Raw genomic sequence first — 20,848 nt, 5'->3', positions numbered from 1 at the left:
AGACAGCCAGCCCCGTGAGTCATCAACTCACGGGGCTTTCGCGTTTCTGGGCTTACCAGTTTAGCGGTTGATGGCGGTTGGCCAACTGGCCGTATTCGCTGCACAGCTGTGCGGTACTGATGCTTCCGGCCAAATTTAGCGCGCAGCGGGCAAGCGTGAGGCCTTCATGTACGCGCAATTCGTAGCGCCGGGCCAGGTAGTACTCTGCGGGTAGCATGGCGGGGACCATGCCGAGCTCATCGCTCATTTCATTGAGTAGCTGCCGTACCTTGTCGCGGTCGCGCTGCTGGTCGGCTAACTTCAACTGCTGAGTGAAGGTCCAGGGCGTGCGCTGCGGGCTGCTGGCGCTCTGCTCCCAGTACGGCATCACCTTGTCGTATTCGCCCAGCAGGTAGTAGGCCTGAGCCATGCGGTTGGAGACCGAGACGTTGCCCTCGAGGCTGGCCGGTAGCGGCCGCGATGCCATCGCCTCTACGCTGTTGCGCAGCAGATCCTCGTCGCTGAACACCAGCGCGTTCATGGCGTAAAGGTAATCGATGGCATCGAAGGAGGGCGGTGGCGGTGCGGCTCGCTGGCGGCGCTGTTGCGGCGGTAGTTCCCAGGCGTGCTCCAGAGCGGCTTCGAGGCGCGCCTGCGGCGGCAGGTAGATGCTCTCTCCCGAGCCGGTCAGCTGTGCGGTGCAGGCCCTGAAATCCACGGCGAGGTTGTTGTCGCCCTGCTGGCTGACGCATTGCGAAGGCGGGGTGGAGCGCCCGGCAATCGCCTGCTCGCTGTATTCGCCGAGCCGGCGGATCATCATCTTCACGCCGTCCTGGGAGTAGCCGGCCTTGGCCAGTACCTCCACGGCGAAGGCATCGGCCTGGAGTTCGTGTTCGGCATTCCAGTGCCGGTAGATAATGCCGTTGGTGGCTTCGTGGGCGGACTCGCCGATCAGTGCCGCGTAGCCGACGTTGTCGGAGCCGCCGGCGACCAAGGCGCCCAGGCGCAGGGTCGAGGCCACGGCTTCCTGCATCCATTGCTTGGTGGTGTCGTCGTGGATGGCGTGGCTCATCTCGTGGGCGATCAGTGCGGCCACTTCGTCCTCGGAGTCGGCCTGAGCCAGTACCCCGGCGGTGACGACGATGGTATAGGGCGAGACAGCGTAGCCCTCGTAGCCGCTGAAGGCGTCGACCACTACCTGGCAGTTGCAGGGTGTGCCGTGGGCGGTTTCCAGGCGCTGGCGTATGTCGTTGACGTAGTCGAGCACGTCCTGGTCCAGCACCAGGGTGCGCTCCATTTGATGGATGGTGTGACTGTCCCGGGTAGGGATGACCAGGTCGACGTTGTCGAAGCTGCGGTCGGGCTGGTGAATGCCGGCACAGCCGGCAAGCGCGGCGCTCAGGGCCAGCGCTGTGGCAAGGCGTTGTATCAGTCGCATGCTTCGCCGGCCCCCCTGACGCTGGCCGAACGTGCATCCGAGGCGATGGTGGCGGGGGCGGTGTCGCAGGCACCGGTCACCAGGCGTTCACCGGCTACGACCACGTCGGCGCGGGGGATATGATAGCGCGTGTCGCCGGCCTGGAATTCCAGCAGCTGGCTGTCGCCGTCGACAGGCGATGCCGTGGTTGGCAGGCTGAGGCTGGCAATCTCGCTGACGCGGTGCCACTCCTGGGTGTCGACGGCCTGTGCTTCGGTGAAGCGGGCCGCGGGGATATCGCTGATGCGCAAGTCGGCCATGGCGCTGGCCGAGCAGGCCAGGCCGCAGAGGGTGAGCAAGAGTCTTTTATTCATGGGTTCCCTGTGTGTTGGATTGACGTTTTTTTATGTTGATAGGCCACTTCGTTGCGAAGGACCACGGTGTATAACAGCGGCATGATCGCGGCCAGCGAGAGCCAGCCCTCGGGCACGATGCGCAGCCCGTGGTGGAACACCAGCTGTAGCAGCAGCACTACGGCAATAATGGCGCCCCACCACACTAGGGTGAGCCCCAGGCTGCCCTGGTTGCCTGCCCGTTGCCGTCGTTGGCCTTCCCACATGAAGGCCATCACCGCCAAGCCCCAAACGAAGATGCTCAGCCAGGTGAAGTCGTGGTAACGCAGGTAGTTGTCGCCGGCGCGCCAGAGATTCTCGAAGGCCATGGCGTGCAGGTAGACGCCCGGCAGTGATTCATAGACCGGTGTGGGGTGGAAATCGCCGGCACTGGGCATGGTGACGCCGACCATCACGGCGTAGGGTTCGTCCTCGGCTACACCAGGGGGCACCAGCGCCGCGGGGCCGTATTCGTGCAGCTGCTGGAGCCGGAGCGTACGGATGGGCAAACACGCCGGATTGGCGGGCGGGGGTGGTGCCACATTCACCACGCCCTGCATCACCGATGCGAAGACTCGGGCGGTACTCGACCAGGCACGAGATGGCCAGCTGTCGGGCACGCAGGTATCGCCGCTGCGCAGCCCCCAGCGCAACGAGATCGGCGGCTGTTGCAAGTCCAGCTCACGACACGCGCGGTTGCTGGCGTCGCATAGTGCCTGATACATCAGCGGAGCGGGGGTGGCAGTGGGGTGGGCGCCTGGGCTTAGCGGGGCCGCCAGCGGGTAGTAGTCGCCGAGGCCCGACCAGGCGATGGGGGTGAGCTGAGCGCCGCCTAGCGCGTCCTGGGTGGCCTGTGAGATAGGCATGTAGTCACCGCCGCCGGCCAGGTAAACCGGGGGCAGGTCGTCGAATTCGGCAAGTTTGGCCAGGCGCTCGCCGAGGCCGGCCAGGTCGCCGCTGCTGGTGCGCGGCTGCTCGAAGAAGATGTCGTAGAAGACGCCCGCCGGTGGCCGGTCGCCGGAGTCCACTAGCCAGGTCAGCAGGCGGCGATGGTCGTCATAGTCGAGGGGCCAGTCGTCGCTGTCGAAGAAGTCCTCGGCGTGCGCGCGGCGAATGTCATCATTGTCGATGGTCAGCACGGTAAGCGGCGGCGGCGAGACGCTGCTCAGGCGAACCTGGAGGTTGTGGTAGGCCGCGGAGAGCGCCTGATCCGACGTTGATGAGAGCCGGAACGGGTCGCCGGACAGCGCCCAAAAGCCGAGTAGAAAATACCCGACCATGCGAATGGCAGCATAGTCCCATAGCGTGCGCATCCAGCGCACCGCCGTTTCGATCAATGGCAGCATTCGAGCTTCCCTGCGTTATGGCGCCTCGGTGGCCTTGTCGCCCCTGGGCTTGTTCTTTATGTCGCGGTTATCAAATCAGCCTTTTTTCATGTAAGCAACGACTTACCCCACAGCCGCTGAGTTGAGATGAAAGTCTCTTATGGTAATGGGCGATGGGGGCCCGGCAGCGCTTCGCGCTGCATCGCGAATGAATTCGCTCCCACACTAGAAGGCGTGAGAACAGCATGCCTCGCGCGACGGCACGCGTTCACGGGTTATAGTGCGGCCTTCAGGAGGATCAGATGACTCACCGTTTTACTAATACACCTTGCTGCTATAAGTGCGCCTACTGATGGGATGGATTCTTGTGACGGTGCTAGCCGCGGCACCGGTATTGGTGCCGTTTGGCTACTGGTTGGCCTTGGCGGTGCTGCTTGCCTGGGGGCTGGCGGTACGCTGGAGGGGGCAACCGCCGTATAGCGTGCCGCCTACTGCTGAACAGGCAGGTGCGGCCCAGCCCCATGGCGCCTGGCTGGGCGCTGCGCTGCTGTGCTTCGCCCTGGGTGAGGCACTGGCGGGCTATTGGCATACGGACTGGCTGGCGGCGTGGCCGACCCTGGCTGCCGGCGCACTGGCGGCACTGTCTTGGGCGCTAGGGCGGCGTTTGGTGATTCCGCTCGGCTGTGTGTGGGCGGGGTTTGCCCTGGGCGGTATGGGCGCCGGCGGCTGGGCGCTGTGGCAGGCGCTGGTGGACGGCGCCTGGCGCGCCAACGGCCATGCGCCGCTGCATGCGATTTTCTTCGGTAACGTTGCGCTGCTCAGCGGGCTGCTGTGCCTGGCAGGGCTGGGATGGGTGTGGAGCCGGCGCGGCGAGGGCGAACGCCTGGTGGGCTGGTGGCTATTGATGCTGGCCGGCGCCGCTGGGGGCTTGCTGGCCTCGGTGCTGTCGGGCACCCGCGGGGGGTGGATTGCGCTGCCGCTGGCGCTGCTGGTGTTCTACCGTGGTTACCTGCGCGGCTGGGCGCCCCGCTGGCGCTGGGCCTGCGCAGCCATCGTGCTGTCTCTGCTGCTGGCGGTGTATGCCACGCCGCAAACCGGCGTGCAGAACCGCGTGAGCGAGGCGCGAGAAGAGGTGCACGACTACCTGGCGGGCAATGCCCGCGGCTCGGTGGGCACGCGGCTCGAGATGTACCGCGGTGCCGGCCTGCTGATTCTTGACCAGCCCTATTTGGGGCTCGGCCACCAGGGCTACCAGCCGCGTATGCAGGCGCTGGTCGAGGCCGAGCGGCTGCCCGCCGGCCTCGATCGCTACTGGCACGCGCATAACGAACTGCTCGATGCCTGGGTGCGCCGCGGCCTGCTGGGCCTGGTGGCGGTGCTGGCGCTTTATCTGGTGCCGCTCTGGCACTTCTCGCGGCAGTTGAGCACCGGCGACCCGGCACGGCGAGCTACCGCCGTGGCCGGGATGCTGATCCCGGTTGCCTTTATCGACTTCGGTCTGAGCTACGCCTTCTTCGCCTACCCAGTGGGTATCGCCGTATATGCCGTATGGCTTGCGCTGTTCTGGCGCGCCTCGGGGAAACACACAGCTTTGTAAGCTATTTCTTACAAGTGTAAGCTTTTTCCTAGCACCAAATGACGACATTGCTGATGTTTATGTACGATGAAGTTCATCATCCGTTGTGGGATAATTCTTAAGTGTTCTGTGAACTGCCCACCTCATGGATGAGACCGTCCTGCGATGCTGATGTCCCTGCTCAAGCCACTGTTTCGTTTGCCGCGAAAGCGCAAGCGCGCTATTCAGCTGCTTGCCGATGTGATGCTGATTGCGGTGAGCTTCCTGCTGGCGATGATGCTGCGCCTGGATAGCTGGGCACCGATCGCTGAGCCGCGCACCTGGCTGGTGCTGCTGTTCATGGTGCCGGCGAGCCTGGTGATCTTTATCCGCCTGGGCTTCTATCGCGCCATCATCCGCTATATGAATCAGAAGGCGATCCGCGCGATCTGTGCAGGAGTGGCGGCCTCGGCGCTGTCGCTTGCCGTGACCAGCTATCTGCTCAATCTGCCGGTGCCGCGCTCGGTACCGTTCATCTACGCCATGCTGGCACTGATCACCATCGGCGGGGTGCGCTTCGGGCTGCGTGCGCTCTACCTGAACAGCCAGCTGCGCCACAAGACCCGTGTGCTGGTCTACGGCGCCGGTGCGGCGGGGCGCCAGCTGGTGGCGTCGCTGCGCCAGGGGCAGGAGTACTGGCCGGTGGCATTCGTCGACGACGCCCGCGGCCTGCGCAGCATCTATATCGAGGGCATCAAGGTCTATAACCCGGATGTAATCGAGCGACTGGTCGAGGAGTACGGCGTGCAGAAGGTGCTGCTGGCGATGCCCAGCACGTCCCGTGCGCGGCGCCGCGATCTACTCAAGAGGCTCGAGCCTCTGAGTGTGCCGGTGCAGACCATTCCGGGCATTGCCGATGTGGTGTCGGGCAAGGCCAAGATCAACGAAATTCGCGACGTCTCGGTGGAAGACTTGCTGGGCCGCGACCCGGTGCCGCCCGCCGAGGCGCTGCTGGATGCCAATATCAAGGGCAAGGTGGTGATGGTGACCGGCGCCGGCGGCTCGATTGGCAGCGAGCTGTGCCGCCAGATCATTATGCGCCAGCCCGAGACGCTGCTGCTGTTCGATGTTGCCGAGTACTCGCTTTATAGCATCGAGCAGGAGCTCCTCCAGCTAACCCAGCGCTACGCGTCGGCCGTCAAGGTCAAGGCGCTGCTTGGCTCGGTGCAGCATCGCCAGCGCAACGAAGCGATCCTAACGGCCTTCGGAGTGCAGACGATTTATCATGCCGCCGCCTATAAGCACGTGCCGATGGTCGAGCACAACGTGGTAGAGGGGCTGCGTAACAACGTCTTCGGCACCCTGGAGATGGCGCGAGCAGCGGCCAGCTGTGGAGTGGAGTCGTTCGTGCTGGTTTCCACCGACAAGGCCGTGCGCCCCACCAATGTTATGGGAGCCAGCAAGCGCCTGGCCGAGCTGGTCTGCCAGGCCATGGCCAGCCGTGGTAGCAGTACCTGCTTCAGCATGGTGCGCTTTGGTAATGTGCTGGGGTCCTCGGGCTCGGTGGTGCCGCTGTTCCGCCGCCAGATCGAGCAGGGCGGTCCGGTGACCGTTACCCACCCTGAGATCACCCGCTATTTCATGACCATCCCCGAGGCCGCGCAGCTGGTGATTCAGGCCGGCGCCATGGCCAAGGGCGGTGATGTGTTCGTGCTCGACATGGGTGAGCCGGTGAAGATCGCCGAACTGGCCGGACACATGGTGCGCCTGAGTGGGCTGGATCCGGTAGTGCCGCCGATCACGACGGCGCCGGGCAGTGCCAAGGGCACGGCCAACGACGCCCCGGAAGGCGATATCGAGATCGTGTTTACCGGCCTACGCCCCGGCGAAAAGCTCTATGAAGAGCTGCTAATCGGCGAGGAGGTAGCAGAGACACGCCATCCGCGGATCATGACCGCCAACGAGACCTACTGGGAGTGGCCCCAGCTGGACATGTTGCTGGGCGAGCTGTTCGCGGCCTGTAACCAGCAGCGCCATGACGAGATCCGCCGGCTGCTGCTGGAGGCCCCCGCGGCCTACGACCCCCAGGGGGAGATCGCCGATCTGGTATGGGACGAGCGCTGCCGCCAGCTGTCCGACGGCGCCGGCGAGCCTGAACACAACACGCCGCTGGAAACCGCCTCGGTGGCCTATATCAACCGCTAGCCTCACGCTTGGCGCTGGGCGCTTGCACCTGTAACCCTGGGTAAATAGCTGTTTATCAAGCGCCTTATCGTGACTTTGCATAACCGTGCATGAGGGAACATCGTATGTCCGAGTCCCTCAACGGTACTGTGCATCGATGCAGAACGATAACGCCAACACGACTTCCCGCCCTGATGCCCACGCCCGCTCGCCTCGTTACTACCGCCGTGAACTGCTGCGCCAGAATCGCTTCCTGGGCCTGCCCAACCTGGCCTGGGCGCTGTCGATCACCGCGGCGGTGGGGCTGGCACTATTCTTGTCCGGCGGTGGTTCGCTGGACCCAGATGCCTGGCGCTGGCTGGTCGCGGCGCTGCCGCTGAGCTGGGCGCTGGTAGAGCTGCTTTTTTTGCCGCGGCGGCTGCTCATCCACCGCCTGGCGCGCCAGGAGAGTCGTGATGAGGTGGTGCGAGTGGCGCTGCGTCATGGCCTCAACCTCGAACAGGTCGAGGTGCGCGACGATTAGCGGCTCAGCTCAGCGGTGCCATCGCCTCCAGCATCTGCTGTAGAAACCCCAGGCTGTCGCTGAACAGCCGCTGCAGGAAGCGGGCGAAGTCGGTCATCAGTACCATCAGCAGGAAGATACCCACGGTCAGCGAGGTGGGGAAGCCGATATTGAACACCGTGAGCTGCGGCGCCGAACGGTTGAGGATGCCCAGCGAGAGGTTGATGATCAGCAGCGAGCCGACCAGCGGCAGCGCCAGCAACATGCCCGACACGAAGATGGTGCCGCCGAAGCGCACCAGCATCTCGAAGGCGCCGGCGTTGAAGCTGCCGATGCCGATCGGCAGGGTGACGAAGGTCGAGGCAAGGATCTCGATCACGATCAGGTGGCCGTTGAAGGCCAGAAACATCAGCAGGGTGATCATGTAGAACACCCGTGACAGGATCATGGTATTGGTGCCGCTACCGGCATCGAAGAAGGTCGCGAAGGCCAGGCCCATCTGCAGGCCGATGAACTCGCCCGCCGCTTGCACCACCGCAAACATCACCTGCATGGTCAGCCCGATGGCGATGCCGATCAGCATCTGCTCGATCATGATGCCGAGGCTCGCCCAGGAGACGATGGGCGCGTCCGGCATGTCCGGTAGGGTGGGGCCGATCACCACGGTGAGCAGTACCGCCAGGCCGATCTTGGCCTGGTTGGGGACCGCCGAGTGGCCGAGTAGCGGAGAGGCCATCAGGAAGGCGGTAATGCGCACGAAGGGCCACAGGAACAGCATCAGCCAGCCCTGCAGCTGGGCGAAAGTGACCTCGACCATGGGCGGGGGCCGTCAGCTCAGCATCAGCGGGATGTTGGTGAACAGCTCGCGGGTGAAGTCGCTGATCAGCTTGAGCAGCCAGGGCCCGGCGAATACCAGTACCGTGAACACGCCGAGGATCTTGGGGATGAACGACAGGGTCATCTCGTTGATCTGGGTGGCGGCCTGGAACAGGCTGACGGTCAGGCCGGTGAGCAGGGCGGTGATCAGCAGCGGGCCGGCCAGGAACAGCGTGACCCGCATGCCCTGATAGGCCATGCCCATGACGACTTCGGGTGTCATTGCGTACTCCTCGCGGCGGTCATATGTAGAAGCTCTCGGCCAGCGAGCCGATAATCAGCTGCCAGCCGTCCACCAGCACGAACAGCATCAGCTTGAAGGGCAGCGAGATGGTCGCCGGTGGCACCATCATCATGCCCAGTGACATCAGGGTGCTGGCGACCACCAGGTCGATGATCAGAAATGGAATGAAGATGGTGAAGCCGATCTGGAAGGCGGTCTTCAGCTCGCTGGTGACGAAGGCCGGCATCAAGACCCGCATCGGCAGGTCTTCGGGGCCCTGCATCTCGCCGACATCGGCCAGGCGCACGAACATTGCCAGGTCCGGCTCGCGGGTCTGGGCGAGCATGAACTCGCGGAACGGCTGGCTGGCCACCAGCAGGAACTCGTCGAAGTTGATGTCGTCGGCGGAGAGCGGCAGCCAGGCATCTTCATAGACCTGGGCGAACACCGGCGACATCACGAAGAAGGTCAGAAACAGCGCCAGGCCGAGCAGCACCTGGTTGGGCGGCGCCGACTGGGTACCCATGGCGGTGCGCAGCAGGCTGAGCACGATGATGATGCGGGTGAAGCCGGTCATCATCAGCAGCAGCGCCGGCAGGAACGCCATCGAGCTGAGCAGCAGCAGGGTCTGCAGCTGCACCGACCACTGCTGGCCGCCGTCCTCGGTGGGCTGGCTGACGATACCGGGGATGGCGGCCTGCGCCCAGGCGGCGCTGGGCAGCCACCACAGCAGCGCAGTGGTCAGCAGGAGTAGTGCAAGGCGTTGCAGCGAGATCACGGCCGACTACCCTTGCCACGGCCCAGGCCGGCATTGTGCTTGAGCGCGCTGGCAAAGCGCGCGGCGAAGCTGCTGCCTTCGGGGGCCTCCGCGACAGGCGGCGTGGCGTCCACCGGCGCGGCGCATTCATGCAGTTTGGTGACCTGGCCACCGCCCACGCCGAGCACCAGCCAGGTGCCTTCGACGTCGACGATCACTACCCGCTCGCGGTTGCCGACCCCGGTGCTGCCGACCACCTTGAGGTGCTGGCCGTGGATGCGGCCCTGGGGGTGAAGGCGCTTGACCAGGTAGCTGCACAGGAAGATCACCGCGACCACCAGTGCCAGGGCGGCCGCGGTCTTGCCCAGCGCGGCCATGCCGAGCAGGGCGTCGCTGCTGCCTACGCTACCTTCGAGCGCCGCCAGGCCGCTGGTATCGACCTGGACGCTGGGCTCGGGTGTCGAAGCACGCTCGCTCATCGGTTGAGTTTCTGCACACGCTCGGAGGGAGTGATGATCTCGGTGACGCGGATGCCGTATTTGTCATCCACCACTACCACTTCGCCCTGGGCGATCAGGTAGCCGTTGATCAGGATGTCCATCGGCTCGCCGGCCAGGCCTTCGAGCTCGATCACCGAGCCCTGAGCCAGCTCGAGTAGCTGCTTGATGGTGATCCGGGTGCGGCCGAGCTCGACGGTGAGCTTGACCGGGATGTCCATGACCATCTCCAGGTCGCGGGCGGCACCGCTGCCCTGACCCTTGTCGAGGGGCTTGAAGACTTGGGCGCCGGCGGCTTCCGGTTGGCTGGCCGGACTGGCGGCGTCTGCCTCGCTCTCGGCCTGTTCGGCGAGCGCCTCGGCCCAGGGGTCATCCTCGGCGGGCGCTGTATCGCCCTGTTCGGCCATGGCGCTTGCCCAGTCGTCGTCGGTGGCGCTCTGATCGGGCTTGTTGGGATCAGGCTTGTTGGGATCAGTCATTATCGAATTCCTTGGCTTGCGGCGTTGACCCTTTGACGAAAGTTTCCTTGGCCGACTTGGGTGGCGAGGCGTGCTCGATCAGGCTGTTGACGCGCAGCGCTCGCTGGCCGTGCTGGCTACCGTATTCGCAGCGCATCACCGGTACGCCGTCGACGCTGGCGGTGACGATCTCCGGCAGCTCGATGGGCAGCACGTCGCCGACCTCGAGTGACATCACCCGGCCAATGCTGCTGGGGATCTCGACGAAGTCGGCAATCAGTTCGACGTGGGAGCGTTTGATCTCGCCGGCCATGCGCTGGCCCCATTGGCGCTCCTCTTCGGGATGGCTGTCGGTGAGCGGGCCGCTGAGCTGTTCGCGCAGCGGTTCGATCATCGAGTAGGGCATGCAGATCTGGAAATCGCTGGTCAGGTTGCCGACTTCCAGGTGGAAGGTGCTGTTGACCACGATCTCGTTGGGCGAGTTGGTGATGTTGGCGAACTTGACCTGCATCTCTGAGCGCAGGAAGTCCACTTCCAGCGGGTATACCGAACGCCAGGCTTCCTGATAGGCGTCGAGGGCGAGCTTGAGCAGCCGGCGGATGATGCGCTGCTCGGTGTGGGTGAATTCGCGACCCTCGGACTTGGTGAGAAAGCGCCCGTCGCCGCCGAACAGGTTGTCGACCACCATGAACACTAGGCTGGGCGGAAATACCACCAGCGCCGAGCCGCGCAGCGGCTTGAGTGCTACCAGGTTGAGATTGGTCGGCACCGGCACGTTGCGCGAGAAATCGCTGTAGCTCTGGTAGCGCACGGTGTCGACGGTGATGTCGGCACTGCGCCGCAGCAGGTTGAACAGGCTCATGCGGAAGTGCCGCGCGAACCGCTCGTTGATGATGTCCAGGGCGTGCAGGCGCTCGCGAATGACCCGGTGCTGGGTGGCCGGATCATAGGGGCGAATGCGCGGGTCGCCGCCCTTGGTATCGCTGGGGGCGGCCTCTTCTTCGCCGCTGACGCCCTTGAGCAGGGCGTCGATCTCTTCCTGAGAGAGCAGGTCGTCTTGGGACATGGCGCTAGTGCACTTCTCGGTGAAGACTCAAGGGTTCAGCGTCGTGGTCACTGGACGATGAATTCGGTGTACAGCACGTCGTTGACCATCAGCGACGGCTGCGGGTCGGTCAGCGGCTGATCGAACAGCGCCAGGATCTCGCTCGACAGCTGCTGCTTGCCCTCGGGGCTGGTCAGCTCCTCGGCTTCCTGGCTGGAGAGCAGCATCAGCAGTCGGCTACGCACCTGGGGCATGTGCTCCTCGATCAGCTCGCGGGTGGTCTCGTTGCCGACCCGCAGCGAGAGCCCCACGTAGAGTAGCCGGTGATCATAGCGGCGGCTCTGCAGGTTGACCGTGAACGGATTGATGTCGACGAAGATCGGCGCCGGGGCGCGGGCCTCCTCCACGGCGGTCTGCGCGCTCGCCGTCGCGTCGCCGTCGCGGCTGTCCATCATGAAGTACATGGCGGCCGAGCTGCCCATCGAGAACAGGATGATCAGCAGGCCGATGATCCACCAGGGTTTGCGGCTTCCCGCGCTTTGATTCTTTGCCATTATCTTTGCCACCATCAGATGGGCGACCCCGAGGGGTGCATTCCAGAAAGCAGTATGGCGATAGCCGTGCCATCGCCATGGTTCGAAAAGGCCGGCCTAAACCGCGTATCTTGGCGCTTTACCAGATTCGCCAGGCCTTGACCTGCTATATCATTATCGGCCCCGGGGGCGGGAGATTGAGGGCGGCGGCCAAATGTAGCCGCCACCCGCTGCGCTCAGGCGTACAGGTCGACGCGGCCGTCGAGGTCGAGCGGGCGGGCCTGCTGCTCGCTTTCTGTCTCGCCGCTTTCAGCGCCATTCGGCTGGCCGCCTGCCGGGTTGCCGTTGCCACCGTTGGCGAACTGCATCTCGCCCTGCTGGCGGCTGCCATGCTCACCGACCGTGGCCTCGCTCAACGAGATACCCTGTTGCTCGAGGGCCTCGCGCAGCTGTGGGATGGCCTGCTCGATGGCGGCCCGCACCTGGGCGTGGGCCGAGAGGAACTGCGCCTGGGCGCCGCTCTCGCCGAGCTTGAGGCTCACCGAGAGCGGCCCCAGCTCGGCGGGGTTGAGGCGCAGCTCGACACGCTGGTCGCCGCGCTGGGAGAGGTTGACCAACTGCTGGCCGAGCTGCTGCTGCCACTGCTGGCTGGCCACAGGAGCGCTCAGCGCGGCGCTGGCCGGCGGCTGAGCGAGCGGCTGCGGGGTGGCGGTGGTGCCCTGGGCACTGGCGGCGGCAGCGGCCGGCATGCCGTGAGACTCGCCGCTGGCGGCGCTGGGTGCCTCGCTGCGCCCGCTGAGGGCGGCGAACAGCGGCGCTTCGCTGGCGGGTTGCGGCTGGCCGGCGCCTGGCTGTGCCGTGGTCGTGGTGGCGAGAGTGTTGGCGCCGGGGGCGACCTGCGCGGCGCTGCGCAGTGCCTGCTGAGTGATCTCGGCGAGCGCCTCGCGCCCGGCGGGTTTGGCCTCCCGCGCCGCGGCGGGATCCAGCAGCAGAGGCTCATTGGCGGGGCGCAGCGGGCGCGCGTCGCCGTCAGCCTGGCCGAACGCACGCGGCGTCAGGGCGGCCAGCTCGGCGCCAGGCTGCGGCCTGGCCGGGCCTTGACCCGGTTCGGCCAGCGGCCGACCGGCGGCGTCGATGAGTGCCATGCGCTGGCGCACCTCGGCCAGCAGTGCCGACTCCTCGGCGGCATCAAGGCTGACACCGCCTGCCTGCTGAGCCGACTGCTGACCCTCCAGGAGCGCCTCCAGGGCGGCCAGCGGCGCCTTGCCCAGCGCCTCGCTGCCGCCCTCGTCGAGGACGCCCTCGATGAGGGCCAGGGCCTGGTGCTGGCCAGTCGCGCTGAGCCCCTCATCGCCGAGGTCGTCGGCGATGCGCTCGGCCAGCGCCGCCAGCTCGGCGGGCAGTTCGCTGTCGGCGTTGGCCGCGGGCTTGGCAGCACGGGTGCCCAGCAGCTCGGCGAGCCCGGCACCGTGAGCGGCCAGGCTGAGCTGCTCGGCGAACGCGCCGTCGGCGGGCGGTTTGCCGCCGGCCTGGGGCTGGGCGGCCTTGCCGGCGCTGGCGTTCAGAAGCGCGGTGATGTCCATGGTGCCTCCTCGTTCGGGCCTGCCGGCATGGCCGGCGTAAAGGCCGCGCGCTGGCGCGGCCTCGGGTATCGTGTCAGTGACTGTCGTCGTGTTCGCGCTGGCGGCGCTGCATGGCGTTGGCGCTGAGCTCGTCGTTGACGCGCTGCTCGTGGCGCTGGGCCTGCTGGCGGATCTGCGCGGCGCGGCGGCTGGCCAGGGTGTCGTAGGAGGAGAGCTTACGCTGCTCCTGCTGCCACTGCTGCTGGCTGGAGGCGACGCGCTGCTCCTGCTCGCCGAGTGCCTGCCTGGCGCGCACGATGGCGGCATCCAGCGAGGCCAGGAACTGCTGGTAGTTGTGCATGGTGGCCGGGTCGATGCCGGCGTGCATGGCATCCTGCAGGCGCTGGGCGTACTCCAGACGGTAGCGACCCAGGGCGTCGAGCTGAGCCACGGTGTGCTGCTGGGTGCGGCGCTCGTTGGCCAGCGTCATGCCGGCGCTGTCGCGGGCTTCGCGAGCCAGGTCGAGCAGGGTGTCGAGCGGTTGCTGCTGCGTCATATACCCCCTCCAATGAGTGCGGTCATCGACTGACGTGACTGGTCGGCGGTGGCCTGTTCATCGATCCGCTGCTGCAGGAACTGCTCCAGGTGCGGGTAGATCTGTACCGCCTGGTCGAGCTGCGGGTCGTGGCCGGCGCTGTAGGCGCCGACGCTGATCAGGTCACGGTTGCGCTGGAAGCGCGAGAACAGCTGCTTGAATTGCTGCGCCTGGCGCTGCTGGTCGTGGTCGACGATGGCGGTCATGGCGCGGCTGATCGAGGCCTCGATATCGATGGCCGGGTAGTGACCGGATTCGGCCAGGGTGCGCGACAGCACGATATGGCCGTCGAGGATCGCCCGCGCCGAGTCGGCGATGGGATCCTGCTGGTCATCGCCTTCGGTGAGCACGGTGTAGAAGGCGGTGATCGAGCCGCCGCCGCGCTGGGCGTTACCGGCGCGCTCGACGAGCCCCGGCAGCTTGGCGAACACCGACGGCGGATAGCCCTTGGTGGCCGGCGGCTCGCCGATGGCCAGGGCGATCTCGCGCTGGGCCATGGCGTAGCGGGTCAGCGAGTCCATGATCAGCAGCACGTTGCGGCCGGCATCGCGGAAGCCCTCGGCCAGGCGCGTGGCGTAGGAGGCGCCCTGCAGCCGCTGCAGCGGCGAGGTGTCGGCGGGGGCGGCGACCACTACGGCGCGACGGCGGCCCTCTTCGCCAAGGATATTGTCGATGAAGTCCTGGACTTCGCGGCCGCGCTCACCGATCAGGCCGACCACGATCACGTCGGCCTGGGTGTAGCGCGCCATCATGCCCAGCAGCACCGACTTGCCGACGCCGGAGCCGGCGAACAGGCCCATGCGCTGGCCGCGGCCGACGCTGAGCAGGGCATTGATGGCGCGGATGCCGACGTCGATTTGTGCCTCGATGGGCGCCCGTGACAGCGGATTGAGCGGCGGCGTGGCCAGCGGCGCGAAGGGCGCCTCGTCGAGCGGGCCCTGGCCGTCAAGCGGGCGGCCGTTGCCGTCGACCACCCGGCCCAGCAACGAGTCACCGATTGGGAAGCGTCGCGCGCTGCCGCCGTCGCTGTCGGTGAGCGGCAGCACCCGCGCGCCGGGGGAGAGTCCGCTGATCTCGGCCAGCGGCATCAGGAACAGCTTGTCGCCGGCGAAGCCGACCACTTCGGCCTCGGCATACTGGGCATCGCCCTGGCCGCTAAGTTCGATACGGCAGCCGCTGCCAAGCGCGACCTTGAGCCCCACCGCTTCGAGGACCATGCCGGTGGCACGCACGATGCGTCCGCTGCTGCGGTAGTGGGGCACCGCCGAGATACGCGAGTTGACTCGCGACAGGGTCTGCTGCCAGCGGGCCTGGTGGCGGTTGTCGGCGGCGACGTCAGCCATGTGCGGGGTCCTCGTCGCTGGACGCGTCATCCGCGTTGCGGTCACCGTTGGCGCTGGCGTCGCCGGGTTTGCGCTGGCGTACCATGGCGGTGATGGAGGCCCAGCGCCGCTCCCAGGTGGCATCTAGCTCGCCGCTGGGGCTGGTCACCCGGCAGCCGCCGCGGCTGATGGTGTCGTCGGGCTGCAGCTGCCAGTTGGCGGCGTCGAATTCGCTGCCGAGGTGGGCCTTGACCAGGCTGAGGTCGGCGGGGTGCAGCCACAGTCGCGGGCGCCCGCTGAGGGTCGGGTCGGCGTGGAGCAGCTCGCGGACGATGTCGAGAATCTGCTCGGGGTGGGCATCGAGGGCCTCGCCGGCCAGCTGGCGGCCGGTGGTCAGCGCCAGCTCGACGAGGTCGTCGGCGATGTCCTGGTCGAGGCGGTTCAGCGCTTCGCTGAAATGTTCGGCCAGCGGCACCAGCGGTGCCAGGGTCTGCTGGGTCTGGCGCTGCAGCTCCTTCTCGCCGGCCTCGCGGCCTTCGGCGAGGCCCTGGTCGTAGCCGGCCTGATAGCCCTCGGCCTGACCGGCCGCGTAGCCTTCCTGGCGCGCCTCCTCGCGGACCTTCTCGCGCAGCGCCTCGATCTCGGCGTTGCGCTGGAAGGCCTGGCGGCGGATGGCATCACGACGCTGGCGTTCGCGCTCCTGCTGGGCGCGCTGGGGCTGGCCCAGCTCGTCCATCTGCCAGCGCCGCCAGGCATCGTCGTCGCGCCAGGGATCAGACATAGGTGTCGTCTCCACCGCTCAGCACGATCTCGCCGGCATCGGCCAGGCGGCGCACCACCTGCAGGATGTTTTTCTGCTCGGTCTCGACCTGGGAGACACGGATCGGCCCGCGGGCCTCCATGTCCTCCTGCATCAGCTGCGCGGCGCGCTGCGACATGTTGCGCATGAACTTTTCCATCAGCGCGTCCGGGGCGCCCTTGAGGGCGATGACCAGCGAGTTGGTGTCGATCTCCTTGAGCACCATCTGGATGGCACGATTGTCGAGGTCGAGCAGGTTCTCGAACAGGAACATCTCGTCGATGATCTTCTGTGCCAGGTCTTCGCTGTGGGCGCGCACGGTCTCGATGACCACCTCTTCCTGGCTGGAATTCATCAGGTTGAGGATCTCGGCGGCGGTTCTCACGCCGCCCATCTTGCTGCGCTTGAGGTTCTGGCCGTCGAGCATGCCGCCGAGCACTTCGGTGAGCTCCTGCAGCGCCGCCGGCTGCACGCCGCTGAAGGTGGCGATGCGCAGCACCACGTCGTTGCGCAGCTTGTCGTCGAAGTGCTCAAGGATATCGGCGGCCTGGTGGCGTTCCAGGTGCACCAGGATAGTGGCGATGATCTGCGGGTGCTCGTCGCGGATCATCTCGGCGACCAGCGAGCCTTCCATCAGGTTGAGCGAGTCGATGCCGGAGCTGGTGCTGGTGGTCTCGAGAATGTCCTCGATCAGGCTCGAGGCGCGCTCGTTGCCCAGCGCCTTGGTCAGCACCGAGCGGATGTGATCGCTGGAGTGCAGGTTGATGGCGCTGAACTGCTCGGACTCGTCGTTGAAGTCGTTGAGCACCTGGCGCATCTCCTCATGGGAGACCTGGTCGAGGGTCGCCATCTCCTGGCTGATCTCCTGCACCTCGCGCGGCGCCAGGTACTTGAACACCTCGGCGGCGCTGTCCTCGTCGAGGGCCAGCAGCAGGATGGCGCCGCGGCGGGCACCGCTCATGGGGATCGGGGCGGTCTTGCTCATCAGCTGTTGCCCTCGTCGTTATGGATCCAGCTACGCACGATCATGGCGATCAGTCGCGGATCTTCCTGGGCTATTTCGCGGACGTCCTTGAGCTGCTGCTCGTAGGCCGAGGCCTTGCGCTTCTTGCGCGGCATTTCATACGGCGTGTCGTCCTCGACCCGCTCGGCGCCCTCGCTGTCATCCTCGTCGTTGCCGACGCTGGCGCGGAAGCCGGTTTCGGGCATGGCCACCGCTGTCAGCGGCTGCTCGGTGTAGCGCTTGATCAGCGGGCGCAGCAGCAGCAGGTAGAGCAGCAGGGCGATGAAGGCGATCAGCAGGTAGCGACCGACGCTGATGGCCATGGCCTGCAGTTCCGGTGATTCCCACCAGGCGCGCTGGTCGAGCTCTTCCTGGTCGAGAGTGAAGGGGCTGTTGACCACTTCGACGGCGTCGCCACGGGCCTCGGAGAAGCCCATGGCCTGGCGCACCAGGCGGTTGAGCTGGGCGACGTCGGCGTCGCTCAGTGCCACGCGCTGGACCTCGCCGTCTTCATCGGTCTCTTCACGGTAGTTGACCACCACCGCCACCGAGAGGCGCTCGATCTGGCCGCGACGGTGCTGGATGTGCGCGACGTTGCGGTCGACCTCGTAGTTGATGACGTTGCTGTGCTGCAGGTCGCTGGGCGCGCCGCCTTCGGCCAGCTCGTCCGGCTCGATGGGGTTGCCGTCCTCGTCGACGGGCTGGTTGATCGGCGATGGGGCGACGCCCGGCGGCGTGTTGGTCAGCGCGCCGGGAATGCCCAGCGCCAGCTCTTCGCCGCCGCGGTAGGAGGTGTTCAGCTGCGAGCTGCGCACCGCGGCTTCATTGGGCGCCTGGTTGGGGCCGAAGCGCTCGGAGGTCTCCTCGCGAGTGGAGAAATCGATCTGCGCCGCGACCTGGGCACGCACGTTCTGGCTGCCGAGTATCGGTGACAGGATATTCTCGATGCGGCGCTGGTAGGAGCGCTCGACTTCGTCGATGTAGGCCAGCTGGGTGCCGTCGAGGTCGCGGCTGCTGCTGCCGCGCTGGGAGAGCAGGCGCCCGGCCTGGTCGACCACGGTCACGTCGTCGGCGGAGAGCTCGGGCACACTGCTCGAGACCATGTGCACGATGGAGTCGACCTGGCCTTCGCTGAGGCTGCGGCCGCCGTGCAGGGTGAGCACCACCGAGGCCTTGGCCGGCTCGCGCTCGCGTACGAAGACCGACGGCTTGGCCATGGCCAGGTGGATACGCGCCCGGTTGACCGGGCCCAGCGACTCGATGGAGCGCGACAGCTCGCCCTCCAGGCCGCGCTGGAAATTGACCTGCTCGGCGAACTGGCTGACCCCGAAGGCCTGGTTGTCCATCAGTTCGAAGCCGACGTTGCCGCCCTGGGGCAGGCCCTGTTCGGCGAGCTGCAGGCGCAGGGTGTGGACCTGGTCGCTGGGCACCAGCAGCGCCTGGCCGCCTTCGCTCATGCGGTAGTTGACGCCGCGGGTGTCGAGTTCATTGATGATGCGGCCGCCGTCGGCCTCGCTCAGGTTGCTGTAGAGCACCCGGTAGTCGGGGCTTTTGGCCCACAGCAGCAGGGCGATGATGATCGCGATGACCACCGCCGCGGCGATCATCAGCGGTACCAGCGGGTTGGCACGCAGCTGCTCGGCGATCTTGGCGGTGGAAAGCCCGCGCGCGCCGCTCGCGCCGCCCTCGGCGCTACGATGGTTGCCGCCGCCGGCGGTCTGGTTGCCGGCAGGCTGTGCGCCGGCATGGGTCTGGGCCTCGCTCACGGCGTGCCTCCTGCGGCTTTGCGGCGTTGCCCTGCGTCGGTGTCGAAGATCATTGCGCCATCCGGCTCCACAAGCTGTCCGATTCGCCGCCCTGCTCGGCGGGCGGTCGTTTGATGAACGCCATTATGCGGAGGTAGGTAAAGGCTAAAGGGAAGAAAAGCCGGAGTTTTGCTCGCCAATTGCCGCTTTGGTGCCTGCGGCTGGCTTGCTAGGCTTGCTGCACGCTCTCCAACCAGTGAGTCGAGACGCATGAGTACACCCGCGATCCAGTCGGCCGTGGCACAGATGCAGGCCATGGCGACACAGGCCGCCGGCGCCCAGCACAAGGGCCAGCAGCTGACCACGGCGGTCGGCCAAGGCGGCTTCGCCAACGAGCTGCAGGCCTCCATTCAGCGCATCAATCGCCTGCAGCAGACCGCCAGCGCCAAGGCTACGGCCTTCCAGTCCGGCGACCCGGACGTGGCGCTCAACGACGTGATGGTCGACATGCAGAAGGCCAGCGTGGCCTTTCAGATGGGCGTGCAGGTAAGGAATCGCCTCGTCACCGCCTACAAGGACGTGATGAATATGCAGGTGTAGGCGCCAGGCGCGTACCTTGCTCTACCGTAACATGACGCTGCCCGGCCATTTGGCCGGGCAGCGTCGCTGTGGGCGGGTGGTCTCAAGGCTTGCGCAGCGAGGCGTCGAGGTGGTCGACCACCTCGGCCCAGTCGGCGTCGTCTTCGAGTGCTTCGTTGAGGAAGTCGGCCTGGGCGCGGTTCCAGAAGGGCGCGTCGGGCAGTGGCAGGGCATCGGGCAGCGGAGAATGCTGCTCGATGAAGGCCTCGATCGAGGCGGCGTCGGCGGGCAGGCCGAGCTGTTCGAACAGCTCGCTGAAATGGTGAACCGGTGGTTCCATGGCAGTCTCCCTGATGGACGATATGTTCCTACACCATAGCGGGTCGCGAGCGCCTCTGCCGGTCAGCGTTCGCCGGCCAGCGGAGTGAGAAAACGCCGCCGGCGTTCGGCATCGTCGAGCGGCTGGGCCAGCAGGTGGACCAGCTTGGTCATGACGGCTTCCGGGGTCATGTCGTCGGCGCACAGCACGCCAGCATCGGCAAGGCCCTGGCCGGCGGCGTAGTGGCCGATGTCGATGCCGCCGTGGGGGCACTGGCTGAGCGCGGCGAGCAGCTTGCCTTCGCCGCTGGCGCGGGCCAGCACGCCGAGCAGTGCGGGGTCGTCGGGCACGTTGCCGCCGCCCCAGACTTCCAGCAGGGCGCCCTGGACCGCGGCCGGCTCGAGCCAGGCGGCGAGCTGCCAGGCGGCGATGCCCGGCCACAGCGCGATGCGTACCACTGGGCTGATGCCGGGATAGTCGGGCAGCTCGAAGCGCGGCGCTCCGCGCTGCTGCTCGGCCAAGCCGCGGCTCGGGTAGAGTATCGGGCGCTGGTCGACGAGTTCGCCTAGCGGCGGGTAGTTGGGGCTGGTGAAGGCGTCGGCGGCCTGGGTGTGCCACTTGCGTGCGCGGGTAGCGCGCAGCAGCCTGCCGGCGAAGCAGATGGCGACTTCCCGCAGCCCCGGCTCGGCGGCAAAGCGCAGCGCGGCCTCGATATTGCCCAGGGCGTCGGAGCCCTCGGCTTCCAGCGGCAGCATGGCGCCGGTGACCACCACCGGCATGTCGATGCCCTGTAGCTGGTAGGCGAGGCTGGCGGCGCTCCAGGCCAGGGTGTCGGTGCCGTGCAGTACCACGACGCCGGCGTAGCGCTGCTCGGCGTGCTGTGCGGCGATCAGCCCGGCCAGCACCCGCCAGGTGGCCGGGGTGGCGGCACTGGAATCGATGGGCTGGGGTGTTTCGATAAGCTCGAAGCGCGGCAGGTCGGCCCGGCGTGCCGGCGGCAGGCTGGCCAGGGCAGCCGCGAGGCGGCGCTCGAAGTCGCCGCCGGGGGCCAAGCCCGAGGCGCTGGGCAGCATGCCGAGGGTGCCCCCGGTGTAGATGACGAGTAGCGGGCGGGGAGGCTGCGCCATGACGGGTGTCCTTGGGTCCTGGGGGAGTCGGTTCACCATGATACCCGAGCAGGG

22 protein-coding genes are annotated in these 20,848 nt (G+C 66.7%); 4 read left to right on the top strand and 18 right to left on the bottom strand.

Features of this window, described 5'->3' with window-relative positions:
* Nucleotides 1–52 precede the first annotated feature (52 nt).
* The 3 genes from BWR19_10085 to BWR19_10075 are packed head-to-tail and all read right to left on the bottom strand — an operon-like array spanning nucleotide 53 to nucleotide 3,134.
* Nucleotides 53–1,411 (bottom strand): hypothetical protein, encoded by a 1,359-nt coding sequence (locus tag BWR19_10085; GenBank protein APX94982.1) that lies wholly within the window; start codon nucleotides 1,409–1,411, stop codon nucleotides 53–55.
* A complete protein-coding gene (locus tag BWR19_10080) occupies nucleotides 1,408–1,755 on the bottom strand; it encodes a hypothetical protein (GenBank protein ID APX93251.1) in 348 nt (115 codons plus the stop codon). The genes BWR19_10085 and BWR19_10080 overlap by 4 nt, the downstream gene beginning before the upstream one ends.
* Before the next feature lie 11 nt (nucleotides 1,756–1,766).
* Nucleotides 1,767–3,134: a hypothetical protein gene (locus BWR19_10075; protein ID APX93250.1), complete on the bottom strand. Its 1,368-nt coding sequence runs from the start codon at nucleotides 3,132–3,134 to the stop codon at nucleotides 1,767–1,769.
* A gap of 331 nt (nucleotides 3,135–3,465) precedes the next feature.
* Between BWR19_10075 and BWR19_10070 the strand changes: the two genes are divergently transcribed.
* The 3 genes from BWR19_10070 to BWR19_10060 all read left to right on the top strand — a co-directional run bounded on the left by BWR19_10070 (nucleotide 3,466) and on the right by BWR19_10060 (nucleotide 7,375).
* Nucleotides 3,466–4,710 (top strand): hypothetical protein, encoded by a 1,245-nt coding sequence (locus tag BWR19_10070; protein ID APX93249.1) that lies wholly within the window; start codon nucleotides 3,466–3,468, stop codon nucleotides 4,708–4,710.
* A gap of 144 nt (nucleotides 4,711–4,854) precedes the next feature.
* Nucleotides 4,855–6,873 carry a nucleoside-diphosphate sugar epimerase gene (locus BWR19_10065; protein APX93248.1) on the top strand — a complete coding sequence of 673 codons (2,019 nt, stop codon included), beginning with the start codon at nucleotides 4,855–4,857 and terminating at the stop codon, nucleotides 6,871–6,873.
* Between the two features lie 136 nt (nucleotides 6,874–7,009).
* Nucleotides 7,010–7,375 (top strand): hypothetical protein, encoded by a 366-nt coding sequence (locus BWR19_10060; protein APX93247.1) that lies wholly within the window; start codon nucleotides 7,010–7,012, stop codon nucleotides 7,373–7,375.
* 4 nt (nucleotides 7,376–7,379) lie between these two features.
* Here the strand turns inward: BWR19_10060 and BWR19_10055 are convergent, their stop codons facing one another.
* From BWR19_10055 to BWR19_09995, 13 genes are all read right to left on the bottom strand, one after another.
* Nucleotides 7,380–8,171, bottom strand: coding sequence for a flagellar biosynthetic protein FliR (locus tag BWR19_10055; protein ID APX93246.1), 792 nt, complete (start codon nucleotides 8,169–8,171; stop codon nucleotides 7,380–7,382).
* 12 nt (nucleotides 8,172–8,183) lie between these two features.
* Nucleotides 8,184–8,453 carry a flagellar biosynthetic protein FliQ gene (locus BWR19_10050; protein ID APX93245.1) on the bottom strand — a complete coding sequence of 90 codons (270 nt, stop codon included), beginning with the start codon at nucleotides 8,451–8,453 and terminating at the stop codon, nucleotides 8,184–8,186.
* A 19-nt stretch (nucleotides 8,454–8,472) separates the two neighbouring features.
* A complete protein-coding gene (locus BWR19_10045; protein ID APX94981.1) occupies nucleotides 8,473–9,201 on the bottom strand; it encodes a flagellar biosynthetic protein FliP in 729 nt (242 codons plus the stop codon).
* A gap of 26 nt (nucleotides 9,202–9,227) precedes the next feature.
* Entirely contained in the window at nucleotides 9,228–9,689 is a 462-nt protein-coding gene (locus tag BWR19_10040) for a flagellar biosynthetic protein FliO (protein ID APX93244.1), read from the bottom strand.
* Nucleotides 9,686–10,186, bottom strand: a complete 501-nt coding sequence (locus BWR19_10035; protein ID APX93243.1) for a flagellar motor switch protein FliN — start codon at nucleotides 10,184–10,186, stop codon at nucleotides 9,686–9,688. Before BWR19_10035 ends, BWR19_10040 begins: the two co-directional genes overlap by 4 nt.
* Nucleotides 10,179–11,231, bottom strand: coding sequence for a flagellar motor switch protein FliM (locus tag BWR19_10030; protein ID APX93242.1), 1,053 nt, complete (start codon nucleotides 11,229–11,231; stop codon nucleotides 10,179–10,181). Before BWR19_10030 ends, BWR19_10035 begins: the two co-directional genes overlap by 8 nt.
* 47 nt (nucleotides 11,232–11,278) lie before the next feature.
* Nucleotides 11,279–11,764 carry a flagellar basal body-associated protein FliL gene (locus tag BWR19_10025; protein ID APX93241.1) on the bottom strand — a complete coding sequence of 162 codons (486 nt, stop codon included), beginning with the start codon at nucleotides 11,762–11,764 and terminating at the stop codon, nucleotides 11,279–11,281.
* A 215-nt stretch (nucleotides 11,765–11,979) separates the two neighbouring features.
* A complete protein-coding gene (locus tag BWR19_10020) occupies nucleotides 11,980–13,326 on the bottom strand; it encodes a hypothetical protein (protein ID APX93240.1) in 1,347 nt (448 codons plus the stop codon).
* A gap of 73 nt (nucleotides 13,327–13,399) precedes the next feature.
* On the bottom strand, nucleotides 13,400–13,861 hold the full coding sequence (locus tag BWR19_10015) for a flagellar export protein FliJ (GenBank protein APX93239.1): 462 nt from the start codon (nucleotides 13,859–13,861) through the stop codon (nucleotides 13,400–13,402).
* On the bottom strand, nucleotides 13,858–15,243 hold the full coding sequence (locus BWR19_10010; GenBank protein APX93238.1) for a flagellar protein export ATPase FliI: 1,386 nt from the start codon (nucleotides 15,241–15,243) through the stop codon (nucleotides 13,858–13,860). The genes BWR19_10015 and BWR19_10010 overlap by 4 nt, the downstream gene beginning before the upstream one ends.
* A complete protein-coding gene (locus BWR19_10005; protein ID APX93237.1) occupies nucleotides 15,236–16,003 on the bottom strand; it encodes a flagellar assembly protein FliH in 768 nt (255 codons plus the stop codon). Before BWR19_10005 ends, BWR19_10010 begins: the two co-directional genes overlap by 8 nt.
* Complete coding sequence (locus BWR19_10000; protein APX93236.1) at nucleotides 15,996–17,006, bottom strand: flagellar motor switch protein FliG; 1,011 nt, start codon at nucleotides 17,004–17,006, stop codon at nucleotides 15,996–15,998. Before BWR19_10000 ends, BWR19_10005 begins: the two co-directional genes overlap by 8 nt.
* On the bottom strand, nucleotides 17,006–18,790 hold the full coding sequence (locus BWR19_09995; GenBank protein ID APX93235.1) for a flagellar M-ring protein FliF: 1,785 nt from the start codon (nucleotides 18,788–18,790) through the stop codon (nucleotides 17,006–17,008). The genes BWR19_10000 and BWR19_09995 overlap by 1 nt, the downstream gene beginning before the upstream one ends.
* 249 nt (nucleotides 18,791–19,039) lie before the next feature.
* On the opposite strand from BWR19_09995, the gene BWR19_09990 reads away from it, so the two are divergent.
* On the top strand, nucleotides 19,040–19,369 hold the full coding sequence (locus BWR19_09990) for a flagellar hook-basal body complex protein FliE (protein ID APX93234.1): 330 nt from the start codon (nucleotides 19,040–19,042) through the stop codon (nucleotides 19,367–19,369).
* Nucleotides 19,370–19,451: 82 nt separating this feature from the next.
* On the opposite strand, the gene BWR19_09985 is transcribed toward BWR19_09990, so the two are convergent.
* Complete coding sequence (locus BWR19_09985; GenBank protein APX93233.1) at nucleotides 19,452–19,688, bottom strand: hypothetical protein; 237 nt, start codon at nucleotides 19,686–19,688, stop codon at nucleotides 19,452–19,454.
* Nucleotides 19,689–19,750: 62 nt separating this feature from the next.
* Nucleotides 19,751–20,833, bottom strand: coding sequence for an L-asparaginase 1 (locus tag BWR19_09980; protein ID APX93232.1), 1,083 nt, complete (start codon nucleotides 20,831–20,833; stop codon nucleotides 19,751–19,753).
* Nucleotides 20,834–20,848 lie beyond the last annotated feature (15 nt).

It is taken from the genome of Halomonas sp. 1513 (assembly GCA_001971685.1).
Classification (GTDB): Bacteria; Pseudomonadota; Gammaproteobacteria; order Pseudomonadales; family Halomonadaceae; genus Franzmannia.
This window is presented reverse-complemented; position numbering and strand designations above follow the sequence as displayed.

What these genes read in the sequence shown, in the direction of transcription:
- BWR19_09980 (APX93232.1), bottom strand. Translation starts at nt 20,833, where the DNA reads ATGGTGAACCGACTCCCCCAGGACCCAAGGACACCCGTCATGGCGCAG.
- BWR19_10020 (APX93240.1), bottom strand. Translation starts at nt 13,326, where the DNA reads ATGGACATCACCGCGCTTCTGAACGCCAGCGCCGGCAAGGCCGCCCAG.
- BWR19_09985 (APX93233.1), bottom strand. Translation starts at nt 19,688, where the DNA reads ATGGAACCACCGGTTCACCATTTCAGCGAGCTGTTCGAACAGCTCGGC.
- BWR19_10055 (APX93246.1), bottom strand. Translation starts at nt 8,171, where the DNA reads ATGGTCGAGGTCACTTTCGCCCAGCTGCAGGGCTGGCTGATGCTGTTC.
- BWR19_10005 (APX93237.1), bottom strand. Translation starts at nt 16,003, where the DNA reads ATGTCTGATCCCTGGCGCGACGACGATGCCTGGCGGCGCTGGCAGATG.
- BWR19_10015 (APX93239.1), bottom strand. Translation starts at nt 13,861, where the DNA reads ATGACGCAGCAGCAACCGCTCGACACCCTGCTCGACCTGGCTCGCGAA.
- BWR19_10000 (APX93236.1), bottom strand. Translation starts at nt 17,006, where the DNA reads ATGAGCAAGACCGCCCCGATCCCCATGAGCGGTGCCCGCCGCGGCGCC.
- BWR19_10030 (APX93242.1), bottom strand. Translation starts at nt 11,231, where the DNA reads ATGTCCCAAGACGACCTGCTCTCTCAGGAAGAGATCGACGCCCTGCTC.
- BWR19_10075 (APX93250.1), bottom strand. Translation starts at nt 3,134, where the DNA reads ATGCTGCCATTGATCGAAACGGCGGTGCGCTGGATGCGCACGCTATGG.
- BWR19_10050 (APX93245.1), bottom strand. Translation starts at nt 8,453, where the DNA reads ATGACACCCGAAGTCGTCATGGGCATGGCCTATCAGGGCATGCGGGTC.
- BWR19_10035 (APX93243.1), bottom strand. Translation starts at nt 10,186, where the DNA reads ATGACTGATCCCAACAAGCCTGATCCCAACAAGCCCGATCAGAGCGCC.
- BWR19_10060 (APX93247.1), top strand. Translation starts at nt 7,010, where the DNA reads ATGCAGAACGATAACGCCAACACGACTTCCCGCCCTGATGCCCACGCC.
- BWR19_10010 (APX93238.1), bottom strand. Translation starts at nt 15,243, where the DNA reads ATGGCTGACGTCGCCGCCGACAACCGCCACCAGGCCCGCTGGCAGCAG.
- BWR19_10065 (APX93248.1), top strand. Translation starts at nt 4,855, where the DNA reads ATGCTGATGTCCCTGCTCAAGCCACTGTTTCGTTTGCCGCGAAAGCGC.
- BWR19_10070 (APX93249.1), top strand. Translation starts at nt 3,466, where the DNA reads ATGGGATGGATTCTTGTGACGGTGCTAGCCGCGGCACCGGTATTGGTG.
- BWR19_10040 (APX93244.1), bottom strand. Translation starts at nt 9,689, where the DNA reads ATGAGCGAGCGTGCTTCGACACCCGAGCCCAGCGTCCAGGTCGATACC.
- BWR19_09990 (APX93234.1), top strand. Translation starts at nt 19,040, where the DNA reads ATGAGTACACCCGCGATCCAGTCGGCCGTGGCACAGATGCAGGCCATG.
- BWR19_10025 (APX93241.1), bottom strand. Translation starts at nt 11,764, where the DNA reads ATGGCAAAGAATCAAAGCGCGGGAAGCCGCAAACCCTGGTGGATCATC.